Source organism: Mesorhizobium sp. M0590, assembly GCF_040320905.1.
Taxonomy (GTDB): Bacteria; Pseudomonadota; Alphaproteobacteria; order Rhizobiales; family Rhizobiaceae; genus Mesorhizobium.
This window is the reverse complement of record NZ_JAMYQN010000006.1, coordinates 116,801-137,648: the sequence shown is the minus strand read 5'-3', so window position 1 is coordinate 137,648 and position 20,848 is coordinate 116,801. Positions and strand designations below refer to the sequence as shown.

17 protein-coding genes are annotated in these 20,848 nt (G+C 62.8%); 10 read left to right on the top strand and 7 right to left on the bottom strand.

All coding sequences use genetic code 11. The features are described 5' to 3' along the window. The first annotated feature begins 5 nt into the window (after positions 1–5). The 4 genes from NKI52_RS12630 to NKI52_RS12615 are packed head-to-tail and all read left to right on the top strand — an operon-like array spanning position 6 to position 4,896. Positions 6–1,289, top strand: coding sequence for a CpaE/TadZ family protein (locus NKI52_RS12630; protein ID WP_352621909.1), 1,284 nt, complete (start codon positions 6–8; stop codon positions 1,287–1,289). A gap of 29 nt (positions 1,290–1,318) precedes the next feature. After that, entirely contained in the window at positions 1,319–2,827 is a 1,509-nt protein-coding gene (locus NKI52_RS12625; RefSeq protein WP_352455132.1) for a TadA family conjugal transfer-associated ATPase, read from the top strand. A 29-nt stretch (positions 2,828–2,856) separates the two neighbouring features. After that, positions 2,857–3,870: a type II secretion system F family protein gene (locus NKI52_RS12620; protein WP_023676935.1), complete on the top strand. Its 1,014-nt coding sequence runs from the start codon at positions 2,857–2,859 to the stop codon at positions 3,868–3,870. A gap of 9 nt (positions 3,871–3,879) precedes the next feature. After that, positions 3,880–4,896, top strand: coding sequence for a type II secretion system F family protein (locus NKI52_RS12615; RefSeq protein ID WP_352698149.1), 1,017 nt, complete (start codon positions 3,880–3,882; stop codon positions 4,894–4,896). A gap of 116 nt (positions 4,897–5,012) precedes the next feature. On the opposite strand, the gene NKI52_RS12610 is transcribed toward NKI52_RS12615, so the two are convergent. Continuing rightward, complete coding sequence (locus NKI52_RS12610; protein ID WP_023676937.1) at positions 5,013–5,834, bottom strand: tetratricopeptide repeat protein; 822 nt, start codon at positions 5,832–5,834, stop codon at positions 5,013–5,015. Between the two features lie 122 nt (positions 5,835–5,956). On the opposite strand from NKI52_RS12610, the gene NKI52_RS12605 reads away from it, so the two are divergent. The 5 genes from NKI52_RS12605 (at position 5,957) to pdeM (ending at position 11,918) form a co-directional block, all read left to right on the top strand. Next, positions 5,957–7,321: a leucyl aminopeptidase family protein gene (locus NKI52_RS12605; RefSeq protein ID WP_023676938.1), complete on the top strand. Its 1,365-nt coding sequence runs from the start codon at positions 5,957–5,959 to the stop codon at positions 7,319–7,321. Between the two features lie 69 nt (positions 7,322–7,390). Continuing rightward, the gene (locus NKI52_RS12600) at positions 7,391–7,741 is read left to right on the top strand and encodes a MarR family winged helix-turn-helix transcriptional regulator (RefSeq protein ID WP_023676939.1); all 351 of its coding nucleotides are present in this window, start codon (positions 7,391–7,393) and stop codon (positions 7,739–7,741) included. After that, positions 7,704–8,615 (top strand): C40 family peptidase, encoded by a 912-nt coding sequence (locus NKI52_RS12595; protein ID WP_084641121.1) that lies wholly within the window; start codon positions 7,704–7,706, stop codon positions 8,613–8,615. The genes NKI52_RS12600 and NKI52_RS12595 overlap by 38 nt, the downstream gene beginning before the upstream one ends. Before the next feature lie 67 nt (positions 8,616–8,682). Then, positions 8,683–11,205: a ligase-associated DNA damage response DEXH box helicase gene (locus tag NKI52_RS12590; protein ID WP_023676941.1), complete on the top strand. Its 2,523-nt coding sequence runs from the start codon at positions 8,683–8,685 to the stop codon at positions 11,203–11,205. Next, a complete protein-coding gene (gene pdeM, locus NKI52_RS12585) occupies positions 11,202–11,918 on the top strand; it encodes a ligase-associated DNA damage response endonuclease PdeM (protein ID WP_352680465.1) in 717 nt (238 codons plus the stop codon). The genes NKI52_RS12590 and pdeM overlap by 4 nt, the downstream gene beginning before the upstream one ends. Positions 11,919–11,920: 2 nt before the next feature. Here pdeM and NKI52_RS12580 read toward each other — a convergent pair whose 3' ends face one another. Genes NKI52_RS12580 through NKI52_RS12570 form a run of 3 tightly spaced genes read right to left on the bottom strand, consistent with a single transcriptional unit; the run spans position 11,921 to position 16,529 of the window. Next, complete coding sequence (locus tag NKI52_RS12580; protein ID WP_023676943.1) at positions 11,921–12,856, bottom strand: dimethyl sulfoxide reductase anchor subunit family protein; 936 nt, start codon at positions 12,854–12,856, stop codon at positions 11,921–11,923. Between the two features lie 11 nt (positions 12,857–12,867). Beyond that, on the bottom strand, positions 12,868–13,602 hold the full coding sequence (locus tag NKI52_RS12575) for a 4Fe-4S dicluster domain-containing protein (RefSeq protein WP_352455137.1): 735 nt from the start codon (positions 13,600–13,602) through the stop codon (positions 12,868–12,870). Next, entirely contained in the window at positions 13,599–16,529 is a 2,931-nt protein-coding gene (locus NKI52_RS12570; RefSeq protein ID WP_352698146.1) for a molybdopterin oxidoreductase family protein, read from the bottom strand. The genes NKI52_RS12575 and NKI52_RS12570 overlap by 4 nt, the downstream gene beginning before the upstream one ends. A gap of 282 nt (positions 16,530–16,811) precedes the next feature. On the opposite strand from NKI52_RS12570, the gene NKI52_RS12565 reads away from it, so the two are divergent. Next, the gene (locus NKI52_RS12565; protein ID WP_352698144.1) at positions 16,812–17,714 is read left to right on the top strand and encodes a LysR substrate-binding domain-containing protein; all 903 of its coding nucleotides are present in this window, start codon (positions 16,812–16,814) and stop codon (positions 17,712–17,714) included. A gap of 5 nt (positions 17,715–17,719) precedes the next feature. On the opposite strand, the gene NKI52_RS12560 is transcribed toward NKI52_RS12565, so the two are convergent. The 3 genes from NKI52_RS12560 to NKI52_RS12550 all read right to left on the bottom strand — a co-directional run bounded on the left by NKI52_RS12560 (position 17,720) and on the right by NKI52_RS12550 (position 20,799). Beyond that, a complete protein-coding gene (locus NKI52_RS12560; protein ID WP_023676947.1) occupies positions 17,720–18,976 on the bottom strand; it encodes an Hsp70 family protein in 1,257 nt (418 codons plus the stop codon). Between the two features lie 108 nt (positions 18,977–19,084). Next, positions 19,085–19,876 carry a TIGR02186 family protein gene (locus NKI52_RS12555; protein ID WP_352589111.1) on the bottom strand — a complete coding sequence of 264 codons (792 nt, stop codon included), beginning with the start codon at positions 19,874–19,876 and terminating at the stop codon, positions 19,085–19,087. Beyond that, entirely contained in the window at positions 19,876–20,799 is a 924-nt protein-coding gene (locus tag NKI52_RS12550) for a sulfite exporter TauE/SafE family protein (protein ID WP_023676949.1), read from the bottom strand. The genes NKI52_RS12555 and NKI52_RS12550 overlap by 1 nt, the downstream gene beginning before the upstream one ends. Between the last annotated feature and the right edge of the window lie 49 nt (positions 20,800–20,848).

Here is a 20,848-nt window from a genome sequence, read left to right as displayed (position 1 = left end):
TGACAATGAGCAATCTTGCCTACGACACAGAGGTACCGGGCGGCGAAACCTCGGAGCAGGATATTGCCGCGATGCAGGCGTTGCGGCCGATCCCGCGCATTTCGATCCAGGCATTTTGCGAGACCGAAGGCGTAGCCAATCCGGTCGAGCGCGCCGGCGAGGATCGCCGCATGGCCAAGGCCCATCTGAAAGTGCATATGGGGGGCATCCCTACCGCTATCGAATTCTATCAGTCGGCGCCGACACCGAACCTGATCCTGCTTGAATCGCGCAGCGAGCCGAAGCTGTTGCTGGAACAACTCGCCCAGCTCTCCGAGCATTGTGACCCGACCTCCAAGGTGGTGGTTGTCGGCCACTACAACGATGTCGGCTTGTACCGCGAACTCATCCGTTCGGGCATTTCCGAGTATGTCATCGCGCCCGTATCGATGGCCGACATCGTCAGCGTGGTGTCTTCGATCTTCGTTGATCCGGAAGCTGAGCCGATCGGCCGCTCGATTGCCTTCATCGGCGCCAAAGGCGGCGTCGGCTCCTCGACCATAGCCCATAATGTGGCCTGGGCCATGTCGTCCCTTTTCAAATCCGAAGTGGTTGTCGCCGATCTCGACCTCGCCTTCGGAACGGCCAATATCAATTTCGACCAGGATCCGGCGCAAGGCATTGCCGAGGCAGTCTTCTCGCCGGAACGCGTCGACGAGGTCTATCTCGACCGGCTGCTCGCCCAATGCGCCGAGCACCTGTCGCTGCTTGCGGCCCCTTCGACGCTGGAGCGGGTCTACGATTTCGATCCCGACGCCTTCACCCAGCTTATCGACATAGCCCAGCGTAGCGCGCCGCTCCTCGTGCTCGATGTTCCCCACGTGTGGGCCGGCTGGACCAAGAACACGCTGGTCAAGGCCGACGAGATCGTCATCACGGCGACGCCCGAACTGGCCAATCTGCGCAACACGAAGAACCTGGTCGACATGCTGAAGCGGCTTCGTCCGAACGATCCCGCGCCAAAGCTTGTGATCAACCAGGCCGGTGTGCCGAAACGTCCTGAGATTACGCCGTCCGACTTCTCCGAATCGCTCGGCCTTTCGCCGATGTCGGTCATCCCGTTCGAGCCGCTTTTGTTCGGAAATGCTGCCAACAACGGACGTATGCTCGGTGAGATGGATGCCAAGAGTCCGGTTGTCGCCACGATCAACGAGATCGCCCATGTGCTGACAGGGCGCAGCGAAATCAAAGTGAAGAAAAAGGCTGGCCTCGGCAATCTGATCGGCAAGCTTTCGCGCAACAAGAAGTGATGCCTCAGCGGTGGAATTGGTAAGCGATCATGTTTGGTAAAAGAGGCAGCGACGACGGCAACCGGACCATTCCGGAATTCCGTCAGCCAGCACCCGCACCTGCTGCGCCGGCGGCCGCGAACCCTGTGGAAGCGGCTGTAACTGCCAGGTCGGCGGCGCTGCCGCCATCCGGCGCGCCTGCCGCGCCGGCGGTTCGCCGTGCGGTCGAGCCGCCGCCATTGGCCCCGGAGCCGAAAAGTATCCAGCGCCAAAAGAGCGAAACCTACTACGACACCAAAAGCCAGGTCTTCGCCGCACTCATCGATACGATAGATCTGTCGCAGCTCGCCAAACTCGATCCCGAAAGCGCGCGCGAGGAAATCCGCGACATTGTCAACGACATCATCGCGATCAAGAATTTCGCGATGTCCATCGCCGAGCAGGAAGAGCTTCTCGAGGATATCTGCAACGACGTTTTGGGCTACGGGCCGCTGGAGCCACTGCTTGCCCGCGACGATATTGCCGACATCATGGTCAATGGCTCCAAGAACGTCTACATCGAAGTCAACGGCAAGGTCGAGCAGACCGGCATCCGTTTCCGCGACAACCAGCAGCTCCTCAACATCTGCCAGCGTATCGTCAGCCAGGTTGGCCGCCGCGTCGATGAATCAAGCCCGATCTGCGATGCGCGTCTTCCTGATGGCTCCCGTGTCAACGTCATCGCACCGCCCCTGGCTATCGACGGCACCGCACTTACCATCCGCAAGTTCAAGAAGGACAAGCTGACGCTCGACCAGCTGGTCAAGTTCGGCTCGATTTCTCCGCAAGGGGCCGAGATTCTCAAGATCATCGGGCGTGTCCGCTGCAACATTGTCATCTCGGGCGGTACCGGCTCAGGCAAGACGACGCTGCTCAATTGCCTGACCAACTATATCGACCGCGAAGAACGCGTCATCACCTGCGAGGACTCAGCTGAGCTGCAATTGCAGCAGCCGCATGTGGTGCGTCTCGAAACCCGTCCGCCCAACCTCGAAGGCGAGGGCGAAGTGACCATGCGCGACCTGGTCAAGAACTGTCTGCGCATGCGCCCCGAACGTATTATCGTCGGCGAAGTGCGCGGACCCGAAGTGTTCGACCTGCTGCAGGCGATGAACACCGGCCATGACGGCTCGATGGGAACGATCCACTCGAACAGCCCGCGCGAATGCCTCAACCGTATAGAGTCGATGATCGCCATGGGCGGCTATACGCTGCCGCAAAAAACCGTGCGCGAAATCGTCGTCGGCTCCGTCGACGTGATCATACAGGCTGCACGCCTGCGCGACGGATCGCGGCGTATCACCCACATCACCGAGGTGATCGGCATGGAAGGTGACGTCATCATCACCCAGGACATCGTTCTCTATAACATCAAGGGCGAGGACGCGAACGGCAGGCTGCTGGGCGAGCACGTGTCGACTGGGATCGGCCGTCCGCATTTCTGGGAGCGCGCCCGCTACTACGGTGAGGAGCAGCGCCTCGCGGTTGCGCTCGAGGCGATGGAGAAACGCGCTGATTGATCCGTCTGGAAGCGTGGGGGCCAGGGTCGATGTTCGGAATTGACGGCACCGTATTGGCATTCGTTGTGCTCGCCGGCTTCAGCGCCGGCGCTGTGGCCTATGCTTTCCTGTTCAACCGGATCAGCACCGAGAAGCAGGTCGGCAAGCGGCTTGAATCGATCAAGACCGCCGAGACGGATCGATCCGTCGTCAAGGCGTCGCGCGATCGCGTGGCGGAAGCGGCCAAGCGTCGCAAGTCCGTCCAGGATTCGCTGAAGGATCTCGATCAAAAGCAAAAGTCCAATCAGAGCCTGGTCAAGAAACCACCGCTGAAGATCCAAATCCGTCAGGCCGGCATGAAGATCTCGCTCGAGCGCTTCTATGTCTACTCGGCGGTCTGCGGCGTCGTCTTGACGGCTCTTGTTTATTTCATCGGCGCACCGCTGCTGGTCTTGCCGGCTGCGCTGCTGGTCGGCGTCTTGGGTCTGCCCCGCTGGTTCGTCTCGTTTCGCCGCGCGCACCGCGTCAAGGCGTTCCTCAACGAATTTCCGAACGCGCTCGATATCATCGTGCGTGCGGTAAAATCCGGCCTGCCGCTGAACGACGCCGTGCGCCTGATCGCCAACGAATCCCCCGAGCCGGTCAAGACCGAGTTCCGCCGCATAGTCGATTCGCAGCAAATGGGTTTGTCGATCCCCGACGCGGCCATGCGCATGCCAGAAACGATGCCGTGCACCGAGGCGAGCTTCTTCGGCATCGTCATCCAGATCCAGTCTCAGGCCGGCGGCAATCTTTCCGAAGCGCTGGGCAATCTTTCGCGCGTGCTTCGCGACCGCAAGAAAATGAAAGCCAAGGTCCAGGCATTGTCCATGGAAGCCAAGGCATCCGCCGTGATCATCGGCGCGTTGCCTTTCGTCGTCGCCTTTCTCGTCTATTTGACGAGCCCGAACTACATCATGCCCCTCTTCATCACCAGCACCGGCCATCTGATCCTCGGTTGTTCCGGCATCTGGATGTCGATGGGCGTCCTGGTAATGCGCAAGATGATGAATTTCGAAGTCTAGGACTCGCGTATGACCGATCACGTCATCAGAACTCTCACCGACCCGTCCCTGCTGATCGCACTGCTGGTCGGCATCGCGGTGTTTGCGACCGTCTTCACGCTGCTGCCCGCTTTTGGCGGGAACCAGCTCAAGGCGCGCATGAAATCCGTAGCGCTGGAGCGCGATGAGCTGCGCGCCAAGCAGCGCGCGCGGCTGGCAGTCGAAGCCGACCGCCGCCGCAGGGGCCTGCGCGAAGAACAGTCGGTCGGCATGCGCAATATTGTCGATCGCCTGGATCTCAGGCGTGCGCTGGCGGATGAAGGTACCTTGCAGAAATTGAAAGTGGCAGGTTTTCGCGGGCAAAATCCGCTGACGCGCTTCCTTTTCTTCCGTCTCGTCCTGCCCTTCATCGGCTTTGCATTGGCGGCGATGTATCTGTTCGTGCTCGGCGGATTGCCCGAGCAGCCGCTTTTCGTGAAGCTGTTCGTGTGCATCGTGGTAGCCTATGCGGGATTCTACGCGCCGGTGCTCTACGTCAACAACCGCGCTACCAAGCGCAAGCAATCGATTCAGATGGCGTGGCCGGACGCGCTCGACCTGTTGCTGATATGCGTCGAGTCCGGCATGTCGGTGGAAGCGGCGCTTCGCAAGGTCGCCGATGAGATCGGCGCGCAATCGGTGGCATTGGCGGAAGAATTCATCCTGACAAACGCCGAGCTTTCCTATCTGCAGGAGCGCAAGCAGGCCTATGAGAACCTTGCAAGCCGAACTGGCCTGGAATCCGTCAGGTCGGTGTCCCAGGCGTTGGTTCAGGCCGAGCGCTACGGCACGCCCGTGGCGCATGCGTTGCGGGTGCTTGCCAGTGAGAGCCGCGACATGCGCATGAATGCCGCCGAGAAGAAGGCGGCCGCGCTGCCGCCGAAGCTCACCGTGCCGATGATCCTGTTCTTCCTGCCGGTGCTGTTCGCCATCATTCTGGGTCCCGCCGGCATCCAGGTGAGCCAGCGCGGCATCTTTGGCGACCAGCCGAAATCCAGCAGCGAGTAGCGCCAGCGGCGTTGCCAGAAACGCTGATACGATTCAGAGCCACGCTGCCGGTGCAGCGCGGCTCTTTGCGTTAGACATGTTGCGGAATTCGCGCGCCGGTTCGGCGCTCGAAGCGGTCAGTTGGTGGCGGGCTTTGCCTTGTCCTGGTCCTTGAGCTGGCTCCAGGCATTCTGCTGCGCCAGCATCTGGCGAAGGTAAGCGACGTTAGCCTGCGCCTGATCCTGCGACAGCTCTTGCGAGGCGATCTTCTCAGCCTCGTCGAAACGGCCTTGCAGACCGACGACCAGCGCAAGGTTCTGGCGGACGCGGCTATCTGCATTCGGCTGCTGGGCGGCTGAGCGCATATAGGTTTCGGCCGTGCGCAAATCACCTTCCAGCACGTACGACATGCCGAGATTGGAAAGGATCGACGGTTCGTTCGGCCTGAGGTCAAGCGCCTTGCGATAGCCTTGGCGCGCCTCGTCCTTCTGGCCGAGCTGGTCGAGAATAGCAGCTTCCGCCGATACCAGTTTCCAGTCAGGATATTCGGGCGTCTGGGCGCGGCGCACGGCATCGAGAGCCGGTTCGAACTGTCCGTTGGCGGCAAGCGCCTTGCCATAGGCGGCGAGCACGTCGCGGTCCTTCGGCAGGGCGATCGCCAGCTTGCGCATCACCGCAAGCGATTGGTCTGCGTCGCCGTCCATCTGCAGCGCCGCGGCATAATTTGTCGCGATCCGCTTGTCGCTGGGGTTTTTCGAATAGGACTGGCCGAGCGCCATCGTAGCGTTGTGCAGTTCGCCCGCCGACATTGTTTCCAGCGGCTTGCCGCTTGGACGAGAAATCGAGCCAGTCGTCAATTTGCTGGTTCCGCAGCCGGCGACGCCTGCGGCAAGCGCCATCATCAACGCCGTGCTGATCAGCCTATTTGCGCTGGCGTTCATCCTGCGGTTGGTCGGCATCGGCACCAGGGCTCCGTTCATGCGCGTGACCATTTGCGAGGTCATCTTTCCTCCCGCAGAAATATTCTGTTAACCCTAACGGAGAGTTAAGAAACGCCGACTCGGAAGCCGGAGGCCAGCGAATGCCTGTCGAACTCGTCGAGAAAGAATTGAGCAATGCGCTGCCGGTCCATCTGGTGGCGAAGGATGCTCTGGCGGCGGCGGGCCTTGCGCCATCGTCGGTCGCCTGGGCCAAGGCCAACGGCTTTTCCGGCGAGGCTGGCAGGACGCTGATCGTGCCTGGCGACAACGGCGCGATTGCCGGAGCCCTGTTCGGCACCGGTGATGGCGAGGGCGCACTGGCCATCGGCGCACTAGCGAGAGCCTTGCCCGAAGGCGAGTGGCATTTTGCGTCCGCACCGGCCAAGCCGGAGCTTACGGCACTCGCCGTAGCGCTCGGCGGCTATGTCTTCACCCGCTACGGCAAGAAGCCAGGCAAGACGCTTCGCCTCGCGCTGCCGGCAGGCACCGACATTGCCCGCATCCGCCGCATCGCCAATGGAGTTTTCCTGGCGCGCGATCTGGTCAACACGCCGACCAGCGATATGGGCCCCGATCAGCTGGAAAAAGCCGCCCGAACCTTGGCCGCGACGCACAAGGCCGAATTATCGGTGACCAAAGGCGACGATCTTCTTACCGCCAACTTTCCGATGATCCACGCCGTCGGTCGGGCTTCTGCCGACGCGCCGCGCCTGATCGACATGATTTGGGGGCCGAACAATGCCCCCAGGATAACGCTGGTCGGCAAGGGCGTCTGCTTCGATACAGGCGGTCTCGACATCAAGCCGTCCTCGGGCATGCTTTTGATGAAGAAGGACATGGGCGGCGCTGCCAACGTGCTGGGCCTCGCTTCCATGATCATGGCCACCGGGCTGAAGGTCCGGCTTCGCGTGCTCATCCCGGCTGTCGAGAATTCGATAGCCGGCAACGCCTTCCGGCCAGGCGACGTGCTGGTGAGCCGCAAGGGCATCACCGTCGAAATCGGCAACACCGACGCCGAAGGACGGCTGGTGCTCGCCGATGCCTTGGCCTTGGCCGACGACGAAGAGCCGCAGATGCTGGTCGATATGGCGACGCTGACAGGCGCTGCCCGTGTTGCGCTCGGTCCCGACCTGCCGCCGTTCTACACCGGTGACGAGGCGCTTGCATCCGAGCTGGCGGACGCCTCCGTTGCGGTCGAGGATCCGCTATGGCGCATGCCGTTGTGGAAGCCCTATGACGCCAAGCTGGCGTCGAAGGTGGCCAACATCAACAACGTCACGTCGGACGGTTTCGCCGGCTCGATCACCGCGGCGCTTTTCCTGAAGCGCTTCGTGGAAAAGACCGCCGGCTGGGCGCATGTCGACATCTTCGCCTGGAACCCGTTCGACCGCCCGCACGGCCTTGCCGGTGGCGAAGCGCAAGGCATCCGGGCGCTGGAGCAGGTCATTTCGAACCGCTACGGCTGATTCTCGGGCATAGCCGACGAAGGTATTGACTGAAACGGAACCGAAACAATTTTCCGTCATGCTGGACGGATGTCGATTATCATGCGTCCAAGCCAGGCCTTGCGACTATGGCAACAGGTGGTGTTATCCGAGGTGCGTGACGACGCGCCCGATCTCACTATGCGCCAGACGGCGATCCTGTTCACCATCTATCTCGATCCGCCGCCGCACACGGTGCGGGGGTTAGCCGCCCGACTCAACGTCACCAAGCCGGTGATCACCCGTGCGCTCGATACGATGGGGGCGCTGAAACTGGTGTCGCGCCACCGCGACGAGCTCGACAAGCGCAACGTGCTGGTCAGGCGCACAGTCGAAGGCGCGCTCTTTGTCGAGCGCTTTGGCGATGTTATCATTGCCAGAGCCCAAGAGTTGCCCATTTGAACGAGTTGCCGATTTGACCGCCAGGGATGCCCGCCTCCATGCCTTCCGCTCCGATCTCGCCGACGCCAGGCTGACAGGCGAGGTCGCCGCCGACCGTTTCGTCGCCGGCCGGCCGGCTCGCATATCAGCCTCCGCGGCCGATGTCCGCAAGGCTCCGCGCCCGGATGCCGGCGTCGATACCCAGCTTCTGTTCGGCGAAGACGTCCTCGTCTTCGAGGACGTTGAGGGCTGGGCCTGGATACAGGCCGAGCGCGACGGCTATGTCGGCTATGTCGCCGACACTGTGCTGGGCGGTCGGGACCATGCACCCACGCATGTTGTCTCGGTGCCGCGCACTTTCCTCTATCCGGGACCGGATTTGCGGTTCCCGGTGAGCGGGGAGCTCTCGATGGGGTCAGCGGTAACAGTGAAAGGCGCGGCTGAAACACGCCGCACGTACTATGCTCTGCTGCCATCCGGCGAGGCGGTCATATCTGACCATCTCAGGCCTGTCGCCGAGGTTGCCCCCGACTACGTCGCGGTCGCCGAGGCGTTTCTCGGCACGCCCTATCTATGGGGCGGCGTTTCCGGCTTCGGCATCGATTGTTCCGGTCTCGTGCAACTTGCAATGCACATGGCTGGCAGGCAAGTGCTGCGCGACACCGACATGCAGGCGGCGACCGTCGGTGAACCGCTCGACCTCGGGCCGGATTTTGCCGGGTTGCGGCGCGGCGACCTGGTCTTCTGGAAAGGCCACGTCGCGATCATGACGGATCCGGAGACCATGATCCACGCCAACGGCCACACCATGCTGGTGTCGCGTGAAGGACTGAGGGAGGCGGTCGCCCGTATCGGCTATCTCTATGGCGGACCGACCGGGTTTCGCCGGCCGTAACGCGAATCGATCACCTTTTGTTCTGATTCTGCTTGGCGATTGCGCGCCGCCGCGCTACGTCTGGCGCGTGACAGAGCAGCCGCGCCTTGCCGAACAGAATGCCGCCGTCGTCCTGCCCGAGCCATTTGTCAAATGGTTTGAAGAAAAGGGCTGGTCGCCGCGCGCCCACCAGATCGATTTGCTGGCCAAAGCCCAGGGCGGCCGGTCGGTATTACTAATCGCCCCGACCGGCGCCGGCAAGACGCTGGCCGGGTTCTTGCCATCGCTGACCGAACTGGCCGGCCGGCCGAGGAGAAGGCCGGGGCAGGCGCATCGAGGCATCCACACACTCTACATCTCGCCGCTGAAGGCGCTGGCCGTCGACATCGAGCGCAATCTCGGCAAACCCGTCGCAGAAATCGGGCTGCCGGTCACCGTCGAGACGCGCACCGGCGACACGCCCGCACACAAGCGCCAGCGGCAGAAGCTGGCGCCGCCCGACATTCTCCTGACCACGCCCGAGCAATTGGCGCTGCTGATTGCCGCGCCCGATGCCAGGCGCTTCTTCGAGGACCTGCGCTATGTCGTGCTCGACGAATTGCATTCGCTGGTGACCTCGAAGCGCGGGCATCTCCTGTCGCTCGGGCTGGCCCGGCTGCGCTCGTTTATGCCCGCCCTGCAGACGATAGGCCTGTCGGCGACGGTCGCCGAGCCTGACGAATTGCGGCGCTGGCTGGTCAGCCAGAATCCACCGGGGCCGATGGCCGAACTGATCGTCGTCACTGGCGGCGCCAAGCCCGACATCTCCATTCTCGATTCGGAGGAGCGCGTGCCGTGGGCGGGACATTCGGCCCGCTACGCAACGCCGGAAATCTACAACGAGATCAAGCGCCACAAGACAACCCTGCTGTTCGTCAACACGCGCAGCCAGGCGGAGTTGCTGTTCCAGGAGTTGTGGCGGGTCAACGAGGAGACCTTGCCGATCGCGCTGCATCACGGCTCCCTCGACGTCGCGCAGCGCCGGCGTGTCGAAAAGGCAATGGGCGAGAACGCCCTGCGCGCCATCGTCGCCACGTCGACGCTCGACCTCGGCATCGACTGGGGCGATGTCGACCTGGTCGTCCATGTCGGCGCGCCGAAAGGTGCCAGCCGGCTGGCGCAGCGCATCGGCCGTGCCAACCACCGTATGGACGAGCCGTCCAAGGCGATCCTGATACCGGCCAACCGCTTCGAGGTGCTGGAATGCAGGGCGGCGCTCGACGCCAATTATCTCGGTGCCCAGGATACGCCGCCGCTGGTCGATGGCGGGCTCGACGTCCTGGCGCAGCACGTGCTGGGCTGTGCCTGCGGTGCGCCGTTCCATGCCGATGCGCTGTTCGAGGAGGTGCGGACGGCAGCACCCTATGCCGATCTCGATCGCCCGACATTCGATCGCGTCATCGATTTCGTCGCCACTGGCGGCTATGCGCTAAAGAACTACGAGCGCTATGCCCGCATCCGGTTGAACAAGGACGGACTGTGGCGGGTCTCAAATCCTCGCGTCGCCCAGCAATACCGGCTCAACGTCGGCACCATCATCGAAGTGCCGGCGCTCAACGTCCGCTACGTCCAGGCCGGCAGCAGAGGCGCGGCTTCGCGTGGCGGCCGGGTTCTGGGCAAGATCGAGGAGGCGTTCCTCGAAACGCTGACGCATGGCGACACCTTCATGTTCGCCGGCAAGGTGCTGCGCTTCGAAGGTATCCGCGAGAATGAGTGCTTTGTCTCGAATGCACCCGGCAGCGACGCCAAGGTGCCGTATTACGGTGGTGGCAAATTCCCGCTTTCGACGTACCTGGCCGAACAGGTCCGCGCCATGCTGGACGATCCGCAGCGCTGGAAGAAGCTGCCGGAGCAGGTCGCCGACTGGCTACGCTTCCAGGCCGACAAGTCGGTGCTGCCGAAACGCGACGATCTGCTGATCGAGACCTTTCAGCGCGGCAACCGCCACTATCTGGTGGCCTATCCGTTCGAGGGCAGGCTGGCGCACCAGACGCTCGGCATGCTGCTCACCCGCCGCCTCGACAGGGGGGGAGCCAAGCCGCTCGGCTTCGTCGCCACCGACTATGCGCTTGCCATATGGTCGCTGGCCGATATGGGCCATATGTTCAGGGCGAAGAAACCGTCGCTGGCTGCGCTATTCGATCAGGACATGCTGGGCGACGACCTCGAAGCCTGGCTCGCAGGCAGTTGGTTGTTGAAGCGCACCTTTCGCAATTGCGCGCTGATCTCGGGATTGATCGAGAAACGCCACCCGGGGCAGGAGAAGAGCGGCCGCCAGGTAACCGTGTCGACGGATCTCATCTACGACGTGCTGCGCAGCCACGAGCCCGACCATATCCTTTTGCAGGCGACGCGTGCCGATGCCGCGACCGGTCTCTTGGATGTCAGCAGACTTGCCGAGATGCTCTCGCGCGTCCAAGGTCGAATCATGCATAAGAACCTCGAGCAGATATCGCCGCTCGCCGTGCCGATCATGCTCGAGATCGGCAAAATGCCGGTGCACGGCGAGGCCGATGACACGCTGCTGATGGATGCAGCCACACTGGTCGAGGAGGCCATGGGGACGAAATGACTGTCGCGCTCGCCATGGCTGCGCCTCTGGCGGATGCGCGCGCTGTCCGTATCGCCGGCGAACGCGCGATCTGCGACCGTCGCGGCGTGCTCTATTTTCCCGAATTCCGGCTTCTGACCGTATCCGACCTGCATCTGGAAAAAGGCTCATCACTGGCCAGGCGCGGCACGCTGGTCCCACCTTACGACACCGGTGCGACGTTGCTCCGGCTACAGGCGGTGATCGCCGATTATCAGCCTGCGATCGTTATCAGCCTGGGCGACAGTTTTCACGATGGCGGCGGCGCCGCACGTATGCACGCGAGCTTTCGCCAAAGGCTGGAAGGGCTGATGGTCGGGCGCGACTGGTTCTGGGTCGCCGGCAATCATGATCCAGAAGCGCCGGCCGACTTGCCAGGCGAGACCGTGCGCGAGCTGGCCATAGGCTCGCTACTCTTCCGGCACGAGCCTTCGGCGGTGAGAGTGGAAGGCGAGATATCAGGCCACCTGCATCCTTGCGCCCGCATCGTGCAGCAAGGCCGTTCGGTGCGGCGTCGTTGCTTTGCCGGCGATGGCGGCCGCATGATCATGCCGGCTTTCGGCGCCTATACCGGCTCGCTCAACGTGCTCGATCGCGCCTATGCCGGGCTGTTCCGCCGCGAAACGCTGATGGCCTATATGCTTGGCACAGAGCGCATTTTCGCGATTTCCCACGCGATGCTCAGGCCGGGCTGAACCTACCTGCCGTAGTACAAAGTGACCGTGTGCTTGGCCTCGGCGAAGAACAGCCAGCGCTCGACCAGCATTCCGGCGAGTTGGGCGATTGCGGCGAGTATCGACAGTGCTGCCGCATAGGGCCACGGCAAGGCGAACGCCGCGACCAGCAGCAACGCGGGCAAAGCAAAGGCCAGCACCTGCGTGATCTGGCGGAGTTTAGCGCTGTGCTTGCGCGCAATGCGAAAGCCCATCTCCTTGAGCAGATAGTTTTCCTCGGTATGCGGCCATTCCAGCGACCGCACCGTGCCGCCGGAAAGCCCGGTTGCGGTGTTGGCATTGGTCGGGATCTCCAGCCTGTCATTGTATCGCCAGGTCGCCAGCTTCAAACCCCAGCCGAGCGCGGTCAGCAACAGGGCAGCCGCCAGAAGCATATTCGAGCCTGCGGCAAATCCCTGCAGCAGGGCGTTGAGCAGTACGCTGCCGGTCATCGCCGAAAAGACCAGGTAGGCGGGCAGGGTGAAGCGGCTGTGCCACTGGGCAATCGGCTTCAACGACGCGTAGATCATGCCGGTGGTGCAGACGGTTGCGACCGCGCCGATGGCAGCGAGCAGCCCGGCGACAGCCGCCCAGCCGCTCGTACGGCCGAGGACCACCCAGCCAATACCGAACAACCCCGCCGGCACGAAGGTGGCGACCGAGGCAACACCTTCGCGCGACAGCCATGAGCTACGCCATTGCGAGAAGGCACGCCAGGCGCGTTCGGGCCGGCCGAGATGGCCGGCCGACGACAGCAGGCCTGTCGAGATCAGGCCAAGCGCCAGCCCCATGCCGGTGAGGCCAAGCCAGAAATCGGGCGGGATAAAGCCCTGTCCGGCGAGCACGCCAAGCAGCGCGAGCAGGCCGTAACCGGCGCCCGTGGCCGTGGTGAAAAAGACGACGGAGAAGGCTGGATGCATGAAGGCACGGGTCAGTTCGAAAGCATGCGGTCGACCCAGCCGAGGAAGCCGCCTTCGGCCCGCACCGCTTCAAGCGCTGGCGCCGGCACCGATGCGGCGCGGGTGGTGTGGGCACGTGGCGGCAGATATTTGTTGGTCGGCTTATAGCCCATTTCCGGCATCAGATCGACACCGCCGCGCTCGGCCACCAGTTGCGAGATAGCGGATGCCGGATCGCCCAGATCGCCAAAATGCCGCGCGCTGGTCGGGCAAGCAGCGACGCAGGCCGGCACGCGATCTTCTTCCGCCAGATTGTCGTTGTAGATGCGGTCGACGCACAACGTGCATTTCTTCATCACGCCGACATTGGTGTCGAATTCGCGCGCTCCGTAGGGACAGGCCCAGCTGCACAGTTTGCAGCCGATGCATTTGTCCTCGTCGACCAGCACGATGCCATCCGACGCCCGCTTGTAGGAGGCGCCGGTCGGGCAGACCGTGACGCACGCCGGCGTCTCGCAGTGCAGGCAGGAGCGTGGGAAATTGACCGTGCGCCCACCCATCTCGGTCATGTGCTCATAACTGTGCACGCGGTTGAACCAGACGCCGTCGACATTGCCGCCATAGGGGTCGATGTCGGTTAGCGGCGCCATATGGCCGCCGGTGTTCCATTCTTTGCAGGCGGTAACGCAGGCCTGGCAGCCGACGCAGGTGTCGAGATCGATGACAAGGCCGAGCTTCTTGTCGGTATGGGTGGGAAGGCAAGTCATTTGGCAGCTTCTCTTTCCCGACGGAATTCGGCGCCGAAACTAAGCTTATCGGGCGGGGGCTCAAAATGCGGGGGCTGTCGGAACCGCTCGAACTGCGGTTCGGTGAAGCCTGCTTCCTCGTCTGCGCATTTGACGATGCGCACGCGCAGGTCGAACCATGCCGCCTGGCCGGTGACAGGATCGGAATTCGAATAGTGTTTGCCATTCGCATCGGCAGAGGTCTGGTCGCCGATGATGTGGTTGAGTAGAAAGCCGCGATTGGATTCGGCCGCATCATCCTTCAGCCCCCAGCTGCCGCGACGCTTGCCGATCGCATTCCACGTCCACACCGTATTGGCGTTGACGCCGTCGACCAGCTTGATCTGTCCTTTGACCTTGCCGTTGATGCTCTCGATCCACACCCAGTCGTCATCGACAAGCCCGAGGCTGGCGGCGGTCCGATCGTGCACGAACAGCCGGTTCTGGCTGGTGATCTGCCTTAGCCAGGCATTCTGCCCGCCCCAGGAATGGTACATGTGCATCGGCCGCTGCGTCAGCGCGTGCAGCGGATAGGCTTGGCTGTCGACCGCAGCCTCTTCGAAGGGCGCATACCAGAATGGCAGCGGATCCATATAGGTCTCGATGCGGCTGCGCTCCGCCTCCGGCGGCAGCACCCGGCCATGGCCGCGCGCCGCAAGGCGGAAGCGCTGCATCGGCTCCGAATAGAGTTGGAACACGATCGGCTCGGCTTTCGGGATGAAGCCCATGTTCTCGGCGAAGTCGAGATAGGAGCGGTTGGCCATCTTGTAGTAGCGCTGATCGGCGGCGAAGTCCTGGTGCCAGAAGCCGCCATTGTCGATGTAGCGCTGCAACTGGTCGGGATTGACGTCGCCCTTCCCGACCGAGGTCCCGTCCTCGCCGCGCCAGCCGGCGAGCGGACCGACACCTGGCGTGCGCTCGTGATTGACGATGTAGTCGGCATAGTCGCGGTATTTGGCGGAGCCGTCGTCGTCAACGAAGCCGGGCAGGCTGAGCCGCGCGCCGAGTTCGATCAGCACCGTCTGGAACGGCCTGACGTCGCGGTCCGGCTCGACGACGGGATGGCGGATGGCGTCGCCCGGCCCGTCGGCGTGGCTGATCGGCCGGTCGAGCAGACTGATACAGTCATGACGCTCGAGATAGGTCGTGTCCGGCAGCACCAGATCGGCAAAAGGCACGGTCTCGGAATAATAAGCGTCGGAATAGATGATGAACGGGATCTTGTATTCGCCCGATATGTCCGCGTCGGTCAGCATCGCCATCGTCTCGACGGTGTTCATCGACGAGTTCCAGGCCATGTTGGACATGTACATGAACAGCGTGTCGATCGTGTAGGGATCGCCGGCCCAGGCGTTACGAATGACCGTGTGCATGAGTCCGTGTGCGGCCAGCGGCGCATCCCAGGAATAGGCCTTGTCGATACGGATCGGTTTGCCGCCTCCGTCGATCAGCAGGTCTTCCGGCCCGCAGACGAAGCCGAGCGGCATGCCTTCGAGTGGTGTCATCGGCTTCACATTCTTGCCGGCGGGCTTTGGACCCGGCGGCGCGGACCGCGGATAAGGCGGTTTGAAGCGGAAGCCGCCCGGCACGTCCACCGTGCCGAGAAGCACCTGAAGCAGATGAATGGCGCGGCAAGTGTGAAATCCGTTCGAATGGGCCGAGATGCCGCGCATCGCATGCATCGACACCGGCCGACCCTTGATGGTCTCGTGCCGGCGGCCGGCCCAGTCCGTCCAGGCCACCGGCAGTTCGATTTGCTGTTCGAAGGCGACATGAGCGAGTTCTGCAGCAATGCGTCGGATGGTGTCGGCGGAGATGCCGCACCGGTCAGCGACGGCGTCGGGCGAATAGCACTCGTCCAGATAGCGGTCGGCGACGAGTTGGAAGACCGGCACGCATCGGCGGCCGTCGACGAGAACGCTGCCGGTCAGTGCGGGCTTTGCGTCGGTATCGCCGGCGTCGACAGGCATCTTCGCCACCCTGTCCCAAGCCAGCGGATTGCCGTCGCCATTGCGCATGAACAGCCCGTCATCGACAGCTCCAGGCTCCTGAACGACCAGGATGTGGGCATTGGTGTAGCGCAAGAGGTACTCGAGATCGATGCGGCCTGCCTTCAGCAATTCATGGATGAGGGCGAATACGAACAGGCCGTCGGTGCCGGGCCGGATGCCGATCCAGTCGTCGGCAATTGCATTATAGCCGGTGCGGCAGGGATTGATTGAAACCACCTTGGCGCCGCGCGCCTTGAGCTTGCCGAGGCCGATCTTGATCGGATTGGAATCATGGTCTTCGGCAACCCCGAACAGCATGAAATATTTGGTGTTGTCCCAGTCGGGCTCGCCGAACTCCCAGAACGAACCGCCAATCGTGTAGAGGCCGCCGGCCGCCATATTGACCGAGCAGAAGCCGCCATGGGCGGCAAAATTCGGCGTGCCGAACTGGCTCGCCCACCAGCCGGTCAGCGATTGCGACTGGTCGCGCCCGGTGAAGAAGGCAAGTTTCTTCGGATCGGTTCGGCGGATGTTCGAAAGCCGTTCTGTCGCGATCGACAAGGCTTCCTCCCACTCGATTTCGCGGAACTCACCCGAGCCGCGCGGGCCGGTTCGCAGTAGCGGCTTCTTCAGCCGGGCCGGGCTGTAATGCTGCATGATGCCGGCGCTGCCCTTGCCGCACAGCACACCGCGGTTGACCGGGTGATCCTTGTTGCCGTTGATGTAGCGGACCTTGCCGTCCTTGATATGGACGTCGATGCCGCAGCGGCAGGCGCACATATAGCAAGTCGTCTTGGCGACGCTGTCGGAGACATCGGGCGACGTATCGACGCCGTCGCCTTCAGCGGGCGGGCGGGTATCGGCGAGCGGCCGTTGGGATGGTGCTGAGTTGGCGCCGCGCAGCGGTCTGTTGGTCATGATCCGGCGATGTTTTTGCGTTCGGCGGCCTTGGCTCTCGTCTTCGGACCTGGGCCGCGCATGTAATGTTGTTCCGGACGATAGCGTTCACCGACGAGCCGCCACCGCAGGCTGCGGGACCAATGCGTGAACACCGATTTGAACAGCCTCACCAAATCTCTACCCTCGACTGTTCTGGCGCGACTTTTTTCCAATTTCGAGCCAAAATTTAGAACAAAGCAATCAATCTGTCTAACAAATTGCTCTTGTAATTCTAATCGGAGTTGCTTCTTAATTGCTGGCATGACTCTGGACCAATTGCGGATCTTCGTCGCCGTCGCCGAACGGGCGCACATGACCAAAGCGGCCGAGTTGCTGGGCATCTCACAGTCGGCCGCATCCGCCGCGATCCGCTCGCTCGAACTGCAGCATGGCGTCCAGTTGTTCAACCGCGTCGGCCGCAACATCGAGCTCGCCGAGACCGGACGCCGATTCTTGCCCGAAGCCAAGGCGGTCCTCGAGCGGGCTGCGGCGGCCCACAATGTGCTGGAGCATGTCTCGCAGACGATATCAGGCAGTCTCTCGATAGCTGCCAGCCAGACCATCGCCAGCTATTGGCTGCCGCGCCGGCTCGCCTCTTTCCACGAAGCCTATCCTGCCGTCAGGCTGAGTGTGAGCATTGGCAACACCAGGCAGGTCGAGACCAATGTACTTGATGGCGCAGCCGATTTTGGCCTGGTCGAGGGGCGCACCGAATCCGACATTTTGCGGCGTGCCAAGGTCGATATCGATCGCATGATGCTGGTCGTGGCGCGCTCGCACCCTGAGATCGCGGAAGTTTCGCCTGGACATCCCGACCTTGGCGGGCTTCGCTGGATCATTCGCGAAGGCGGGTCGGGCACACGCGAGGCGCTGGAGGACCTTGCCCGACGCGACGGGGTTTCGTTCGCGGACCTGCAGATATTCCTGGTATTGCCGAGCAATGAGGCTATTCGCCAGGCGGTCGAGGCCGGCGCCGGCGCCAGCATCATCTCGGAACTCGTCGTCGCCCGCGCGGTCGCCGAAGGCAGCCTGCGTTCTGTGCCGGTCGATCTGCCGAAGCGCGAATTTGCCATGATCACGCATCGCGACCGGCAGCCAAGCCTGGCCCAGATGGCGCTCAAGGCGCATCTTGGCGGCAAAGCTGAGAGATCCGCGCCGCTTTAAGCCGATCAGCCGAACTTCCGCTGCGCGTCGAGCGCCAGTCCAAGCCCGACCGAGCCGAACACATCGCCTTCGATTACCGACGCCTGCGGCACCAGCGCCAGGATCTGCTGCCTGGCCAGCGGGATCGCGGTCGATCCGCCGGTCAGGAACACCGCGGTGATGTCCGAGGCCTTCACCTGTGCGTCGCGGATGGTCTGCTCGACCGTAGCCGCAACACGCTCAATGTCCCTGACTATGGTGGCTTCGAGACCCTTGCGCGTGATTTCTGCCGTGAACCTCACCTCGGGCAGCGCGACCTCGACATCGGCCGACGATCGGTCCGTCAGCTCGATCTTGGCCTTTTCGACCAGCGCCGCCAGCGCATGGCCGTAACGATGCTCGACGATGTGGATGAAGCGCTCGACCAGGTCCGGGCGCTCCGCCTCGTAGCGGATCTGGCGCAGATGCGTCATCGCCCTCGCTGTGTAGACCAGGTTGATGCGCTGCCATGTCGCCAGCTCGATGAAGTAGCTCGCCGGCAGATTGCGCTTGCCGTCCTTGGTTGGCGTCAAATAACCGAGCTGCGGCATTACATGGGCGATGCTCAGCAGCCGGTCGAAATCGGTGCCGCCGATGTGGATGCCGCGGCTGGCCAGTATGTCGTCCTTGCGGTCGAGCGAGCGGGCGCGCTCGGGCGAGACCCGCACGATCGAGAAGTCGGACGTGCCGCCGCCCATGTCGACGATCAGCGCCAGTTCCTCGCGCGTCACCTTCTGTTCGTAATCGAGTGCCGCCGCGATCGGCTCGAATTGGAAGGCGATATGTTTGAAGCCTTGGGCGCGAGCGGCGTTTTCGAGTTGGTGCTCCGCCTTCGCATCGGCCTCGGCATCGTCGTCGACGAACTGCACGGGCCGTCCCAGCACGACGCTGTCGACCGCGTCATGGGCTTCTTCTTCCAGCTTCTTTTTCAGGTGGCCGACAAATAGGCCGACAATTTCCATGAAGCCGATCGAGCGCACCTTGATGCGCGTCTTTTCGTGAGCGAGCGAGCTGCCGAGCACGCTCTTCAGCGAGCGCATCAGGCGGCCTTCGATACTGTCCGTATAGTTGGCAATGGCGCGTCGCCCGAAATAGGTGAGGTTGTCCTCGAAATTGAAGAATACCGCACTGGGCAGCGTGACCTGGCCGTCTTCCAACGCCACCAGCCGCGGCTGCCCGTTCCTGACCACGCTCACGGTGGAATTCGAAGTGCCGAAGTCGATACCGGCAAATGCTGGTCGCATCGTGCGTTCCTGTAGTTCTGATTTGGGGAGCAGCAGCTCGTATCCGGTCGGGCCGGGGGTCGCGGTCTAACCCATACCCTCGGAAAGGGAAACCACTTTTACGAGAGTTCAGTCTTTCCTGAACACCAGTCTTCCGAGCCAGCCGGTCAGCATGGCCAGCGATACGGCAAAGACACCATAGAGGAAGGAATAGTCGTGCGCGACGCGGAAGATCGACTGTTCGAAACCGGACTTGCGGATTTCGAGCTGGGCGGAGCTTTCCTTGATGAACAAGCCGCTCTTGAACAGGAAGGCGCGGGCCTTATGGGTGCCGACCGGAACGTTTGGGGCGAGCCTGACGGTGGCGCGGAACAGGTTCTGCGACAGAAACTGCACACCGCCGACATTCTCGCTGTAGAGGCCGGTCGCCGCCTTGCGTTCGCGCAGCGCGGCGGTGAACTCCTCGATTGTCGCCGGGCTGTCCTCCGCGTCGGCGGGCTGCAAATAGAGGTTGGAGGCGCCAAGCGACAGCTGCTTGTAGCTGTTCGGATCGGTGACGTCCTGCAGCGGCCGCGTCGTCGCCACCGAATAGGAGACAGGTACGTTTTTGAAGGTCTCCGACTCCAGATTGACCCAGACGCCGAGCACCCGGTCCTTGCGGCGCACGACGACCGGCCGAGCCGGGCCTTCCAGCACGACGATCACGTCGTAGCGCCCTTGCCGCGCGACAAGCGGATCGGCATTTTCCAGCGAGCCGAAAATGGTCAGGTCGGCGCCGGAAAAGCCGGCGGTAATCGAGACATTGTCGGTGGAAAGGCCGATCTGGATGTTTTCGGTTAGTGGCGCCTGCGCCTTCGCCGATGGCGCAGCAGCCAGCAGCGACAGCAAGGCGGCGGCCGCGAGCGTCCTTAGGCCGGCCATCAGCTCAGGCCCACGCCGGACAGAGAATAGAGATTGGGCGGCGTGACGAAAAGATCGATGGCAAGCCGGATGGCTACCGCCAGCACGAGCAGCGCCAGCAGCGCCCTGAGTTGCTCGCCCCGCAGCCTCTGACCAGCCTTGGCGCCATATTGCGCGCCGGCGACGCCGCCTGCCATCAACAGGAAGGCGAGCATGACGTCGACCGTCTGGTTGGTGGTGGCGTGGACCAGCGTGGTGTAAGCCGAGGTGAAGATGATCTGGAACAGCGAGGTGCCGATGACGACGTTGGTCGGCACCTTCAAAAGGTAGATCAGGGCCGGCACCATGATGAAGCCGCCGCCGACGCCCATGATCGAGGACAGGAAGCCAATCGCCGCGCCCAGCCCAAGCACCGGAATGACGCTGACGAAGAGCTTCGAGGCCCTGAACCGCATCTTCAGCGGCAGGCGGTGGATCCAATTATGCTGGCCGGATTTCTTCAACACCGGTGCGGCGCCGCTGCGAGTGGCGCGCAGCGCATTGACGCTCTCGACCAGCATCAGTCCGCCGACGGTGCCGAGCAGCACGACGTAGAGCAGCGAGATGAACAGGTCGAGCTGGCCGAGCCGGCGCAGGAGCGCAAAGACATAGATACCACCGGTCGAGCCGACGATGCCGCCGGCTAAAAGCACGCCGCCGAGCTTGAAATCGAGCGTGCCGCGCTTCATGTGCGACAGGGCGCCGGAGAAGGAGGAAGCGATGACCTGGTTGGCGCCGGTGGCGACCGCGATTGCCGGCGGTATGTTGTAGAAGATCAGCAGCGGCGTAATGAGAAAGCCGCCGCCCACGCCGAACATGCCCGACAGGAAACCCACCGCCGCACCCATGGCCAGCAGCACGAAGATGTTGACGGAAATTTCCGCGATCGGGAGATAGATGCCCACCCGTCAGTCTCGATCAGTTTGCCTCCTGGCGAATGCAACCGTTGCGGGC

Excerpts from the sequence above, each read along its gene's own strand:
- NKI52_RS12630 (WP_352621909.1), top strand. The coding sequence starts at position 6 with ATGAGCAATCTTGCCTACGACACAGAGGTACCGGGCGGCGAAACCTCG.
- NKI52_RS12625 (WP_352455132.1), top strand. The coding sequence starts at position 1,319 with ATGTTTGGTAAAAGAGGCAGCGACGACGGCAACCGGACCATTCCGGAA.
- NKI52_RS12620 (WP_023676935.1), top strand. The coding sequence starts at position 2,857 with ATGTTCGGAATTGACGGCACCGTATTGGCATTCGTTGTGCTCGCCGGC.
- NKI52_RS12615 (WP_352698149.1), top strand. The coding sequence starts at position 3,880 with ATGACCGATCACGTCATCAGAACTCTCACCGACCCGTCCCTGCTGATC.
- NKI52_RS12610 (WP_023676937.1), bottom strand. The coding sequence starts at position 5,834 with ATGCCGACCAACCGCAGGATGAACGCCAGCGCAAATAGGCTGATCAGC.
- NKI52_RS12605 (WP_023676938.1), top strand. The coding sequence starts at position 5,957 with ATGCCTGTCGAACTCGTCGAGAAAGAATTGAGCAATGCGCTGCCGGTC.
- NKI52_RS12600 (WP_023676939.1), top strand. The coding sequence starts at position 7,391 with ATGTCGATTATCATGCGTCCAAGCCAGGCCTTGCGACTATGGCAACAG.
- NKI52_RS12595 (WP_084641121.1), top strand. The coding sequence starts at position 7,704 with ATGTTATCATTGCCAGAGCCCAAGAGTTGCCCATTTGAACGAGTTGCC.
- pdeM (WP_352680465.1), top strand. The coding sequence starts at position 11,202 with ATGACTGTCGCGCTCGCCATGGCTGCGCCTCTGGCGGATGCGCGCGCT.
- NKI52_RS12580 (WP_023676943.1), bottom strand. The coding sequence starts at position 12,856 with ATGCATCCAGCCTTCTCCGTCGTCTTTTTCACCACGGCCACGGGCGCC.
- NKI52_RS12575 (WP_352455137.1), bottom strand. The coding sequence starts at position 13,602 with ATGACTTGCCTTCCCACCCATACCGACAAGAAGCTCGGCCTTGTCATC.
- NKI52_RS12570 (WP_352698146.1), bottom strand. The coding sequence starts at position 16,529 with ATGACCAACAGACCGCTGCGCGGCGCCAACTCAGCACCATCCCAACGG.
- NKI52_RS12565 (WP_352698144.1), top strand. The coding sequence starts at position 16,812 with ATGACTCTGGACCAATTGCGGATCTTCGTCGCCGTCGCCGAACGGGCG.
- NKI52_RS12560 (WP_023676947.1), bottom strand. The coding sequence starts at position 18,976 with ATGCGACCAGCATTTGCCGGTATCGACTTCGGCACTTCGAATTCCACC.
- NKI52_RS12555 (WP_352589111.1), bottom strand. The coding sequence starts at position 19,876 with ATGGCCGGCCTAAGGACGCTCGCGGCCGCCGCCTTGCTGTCGCTGCTG.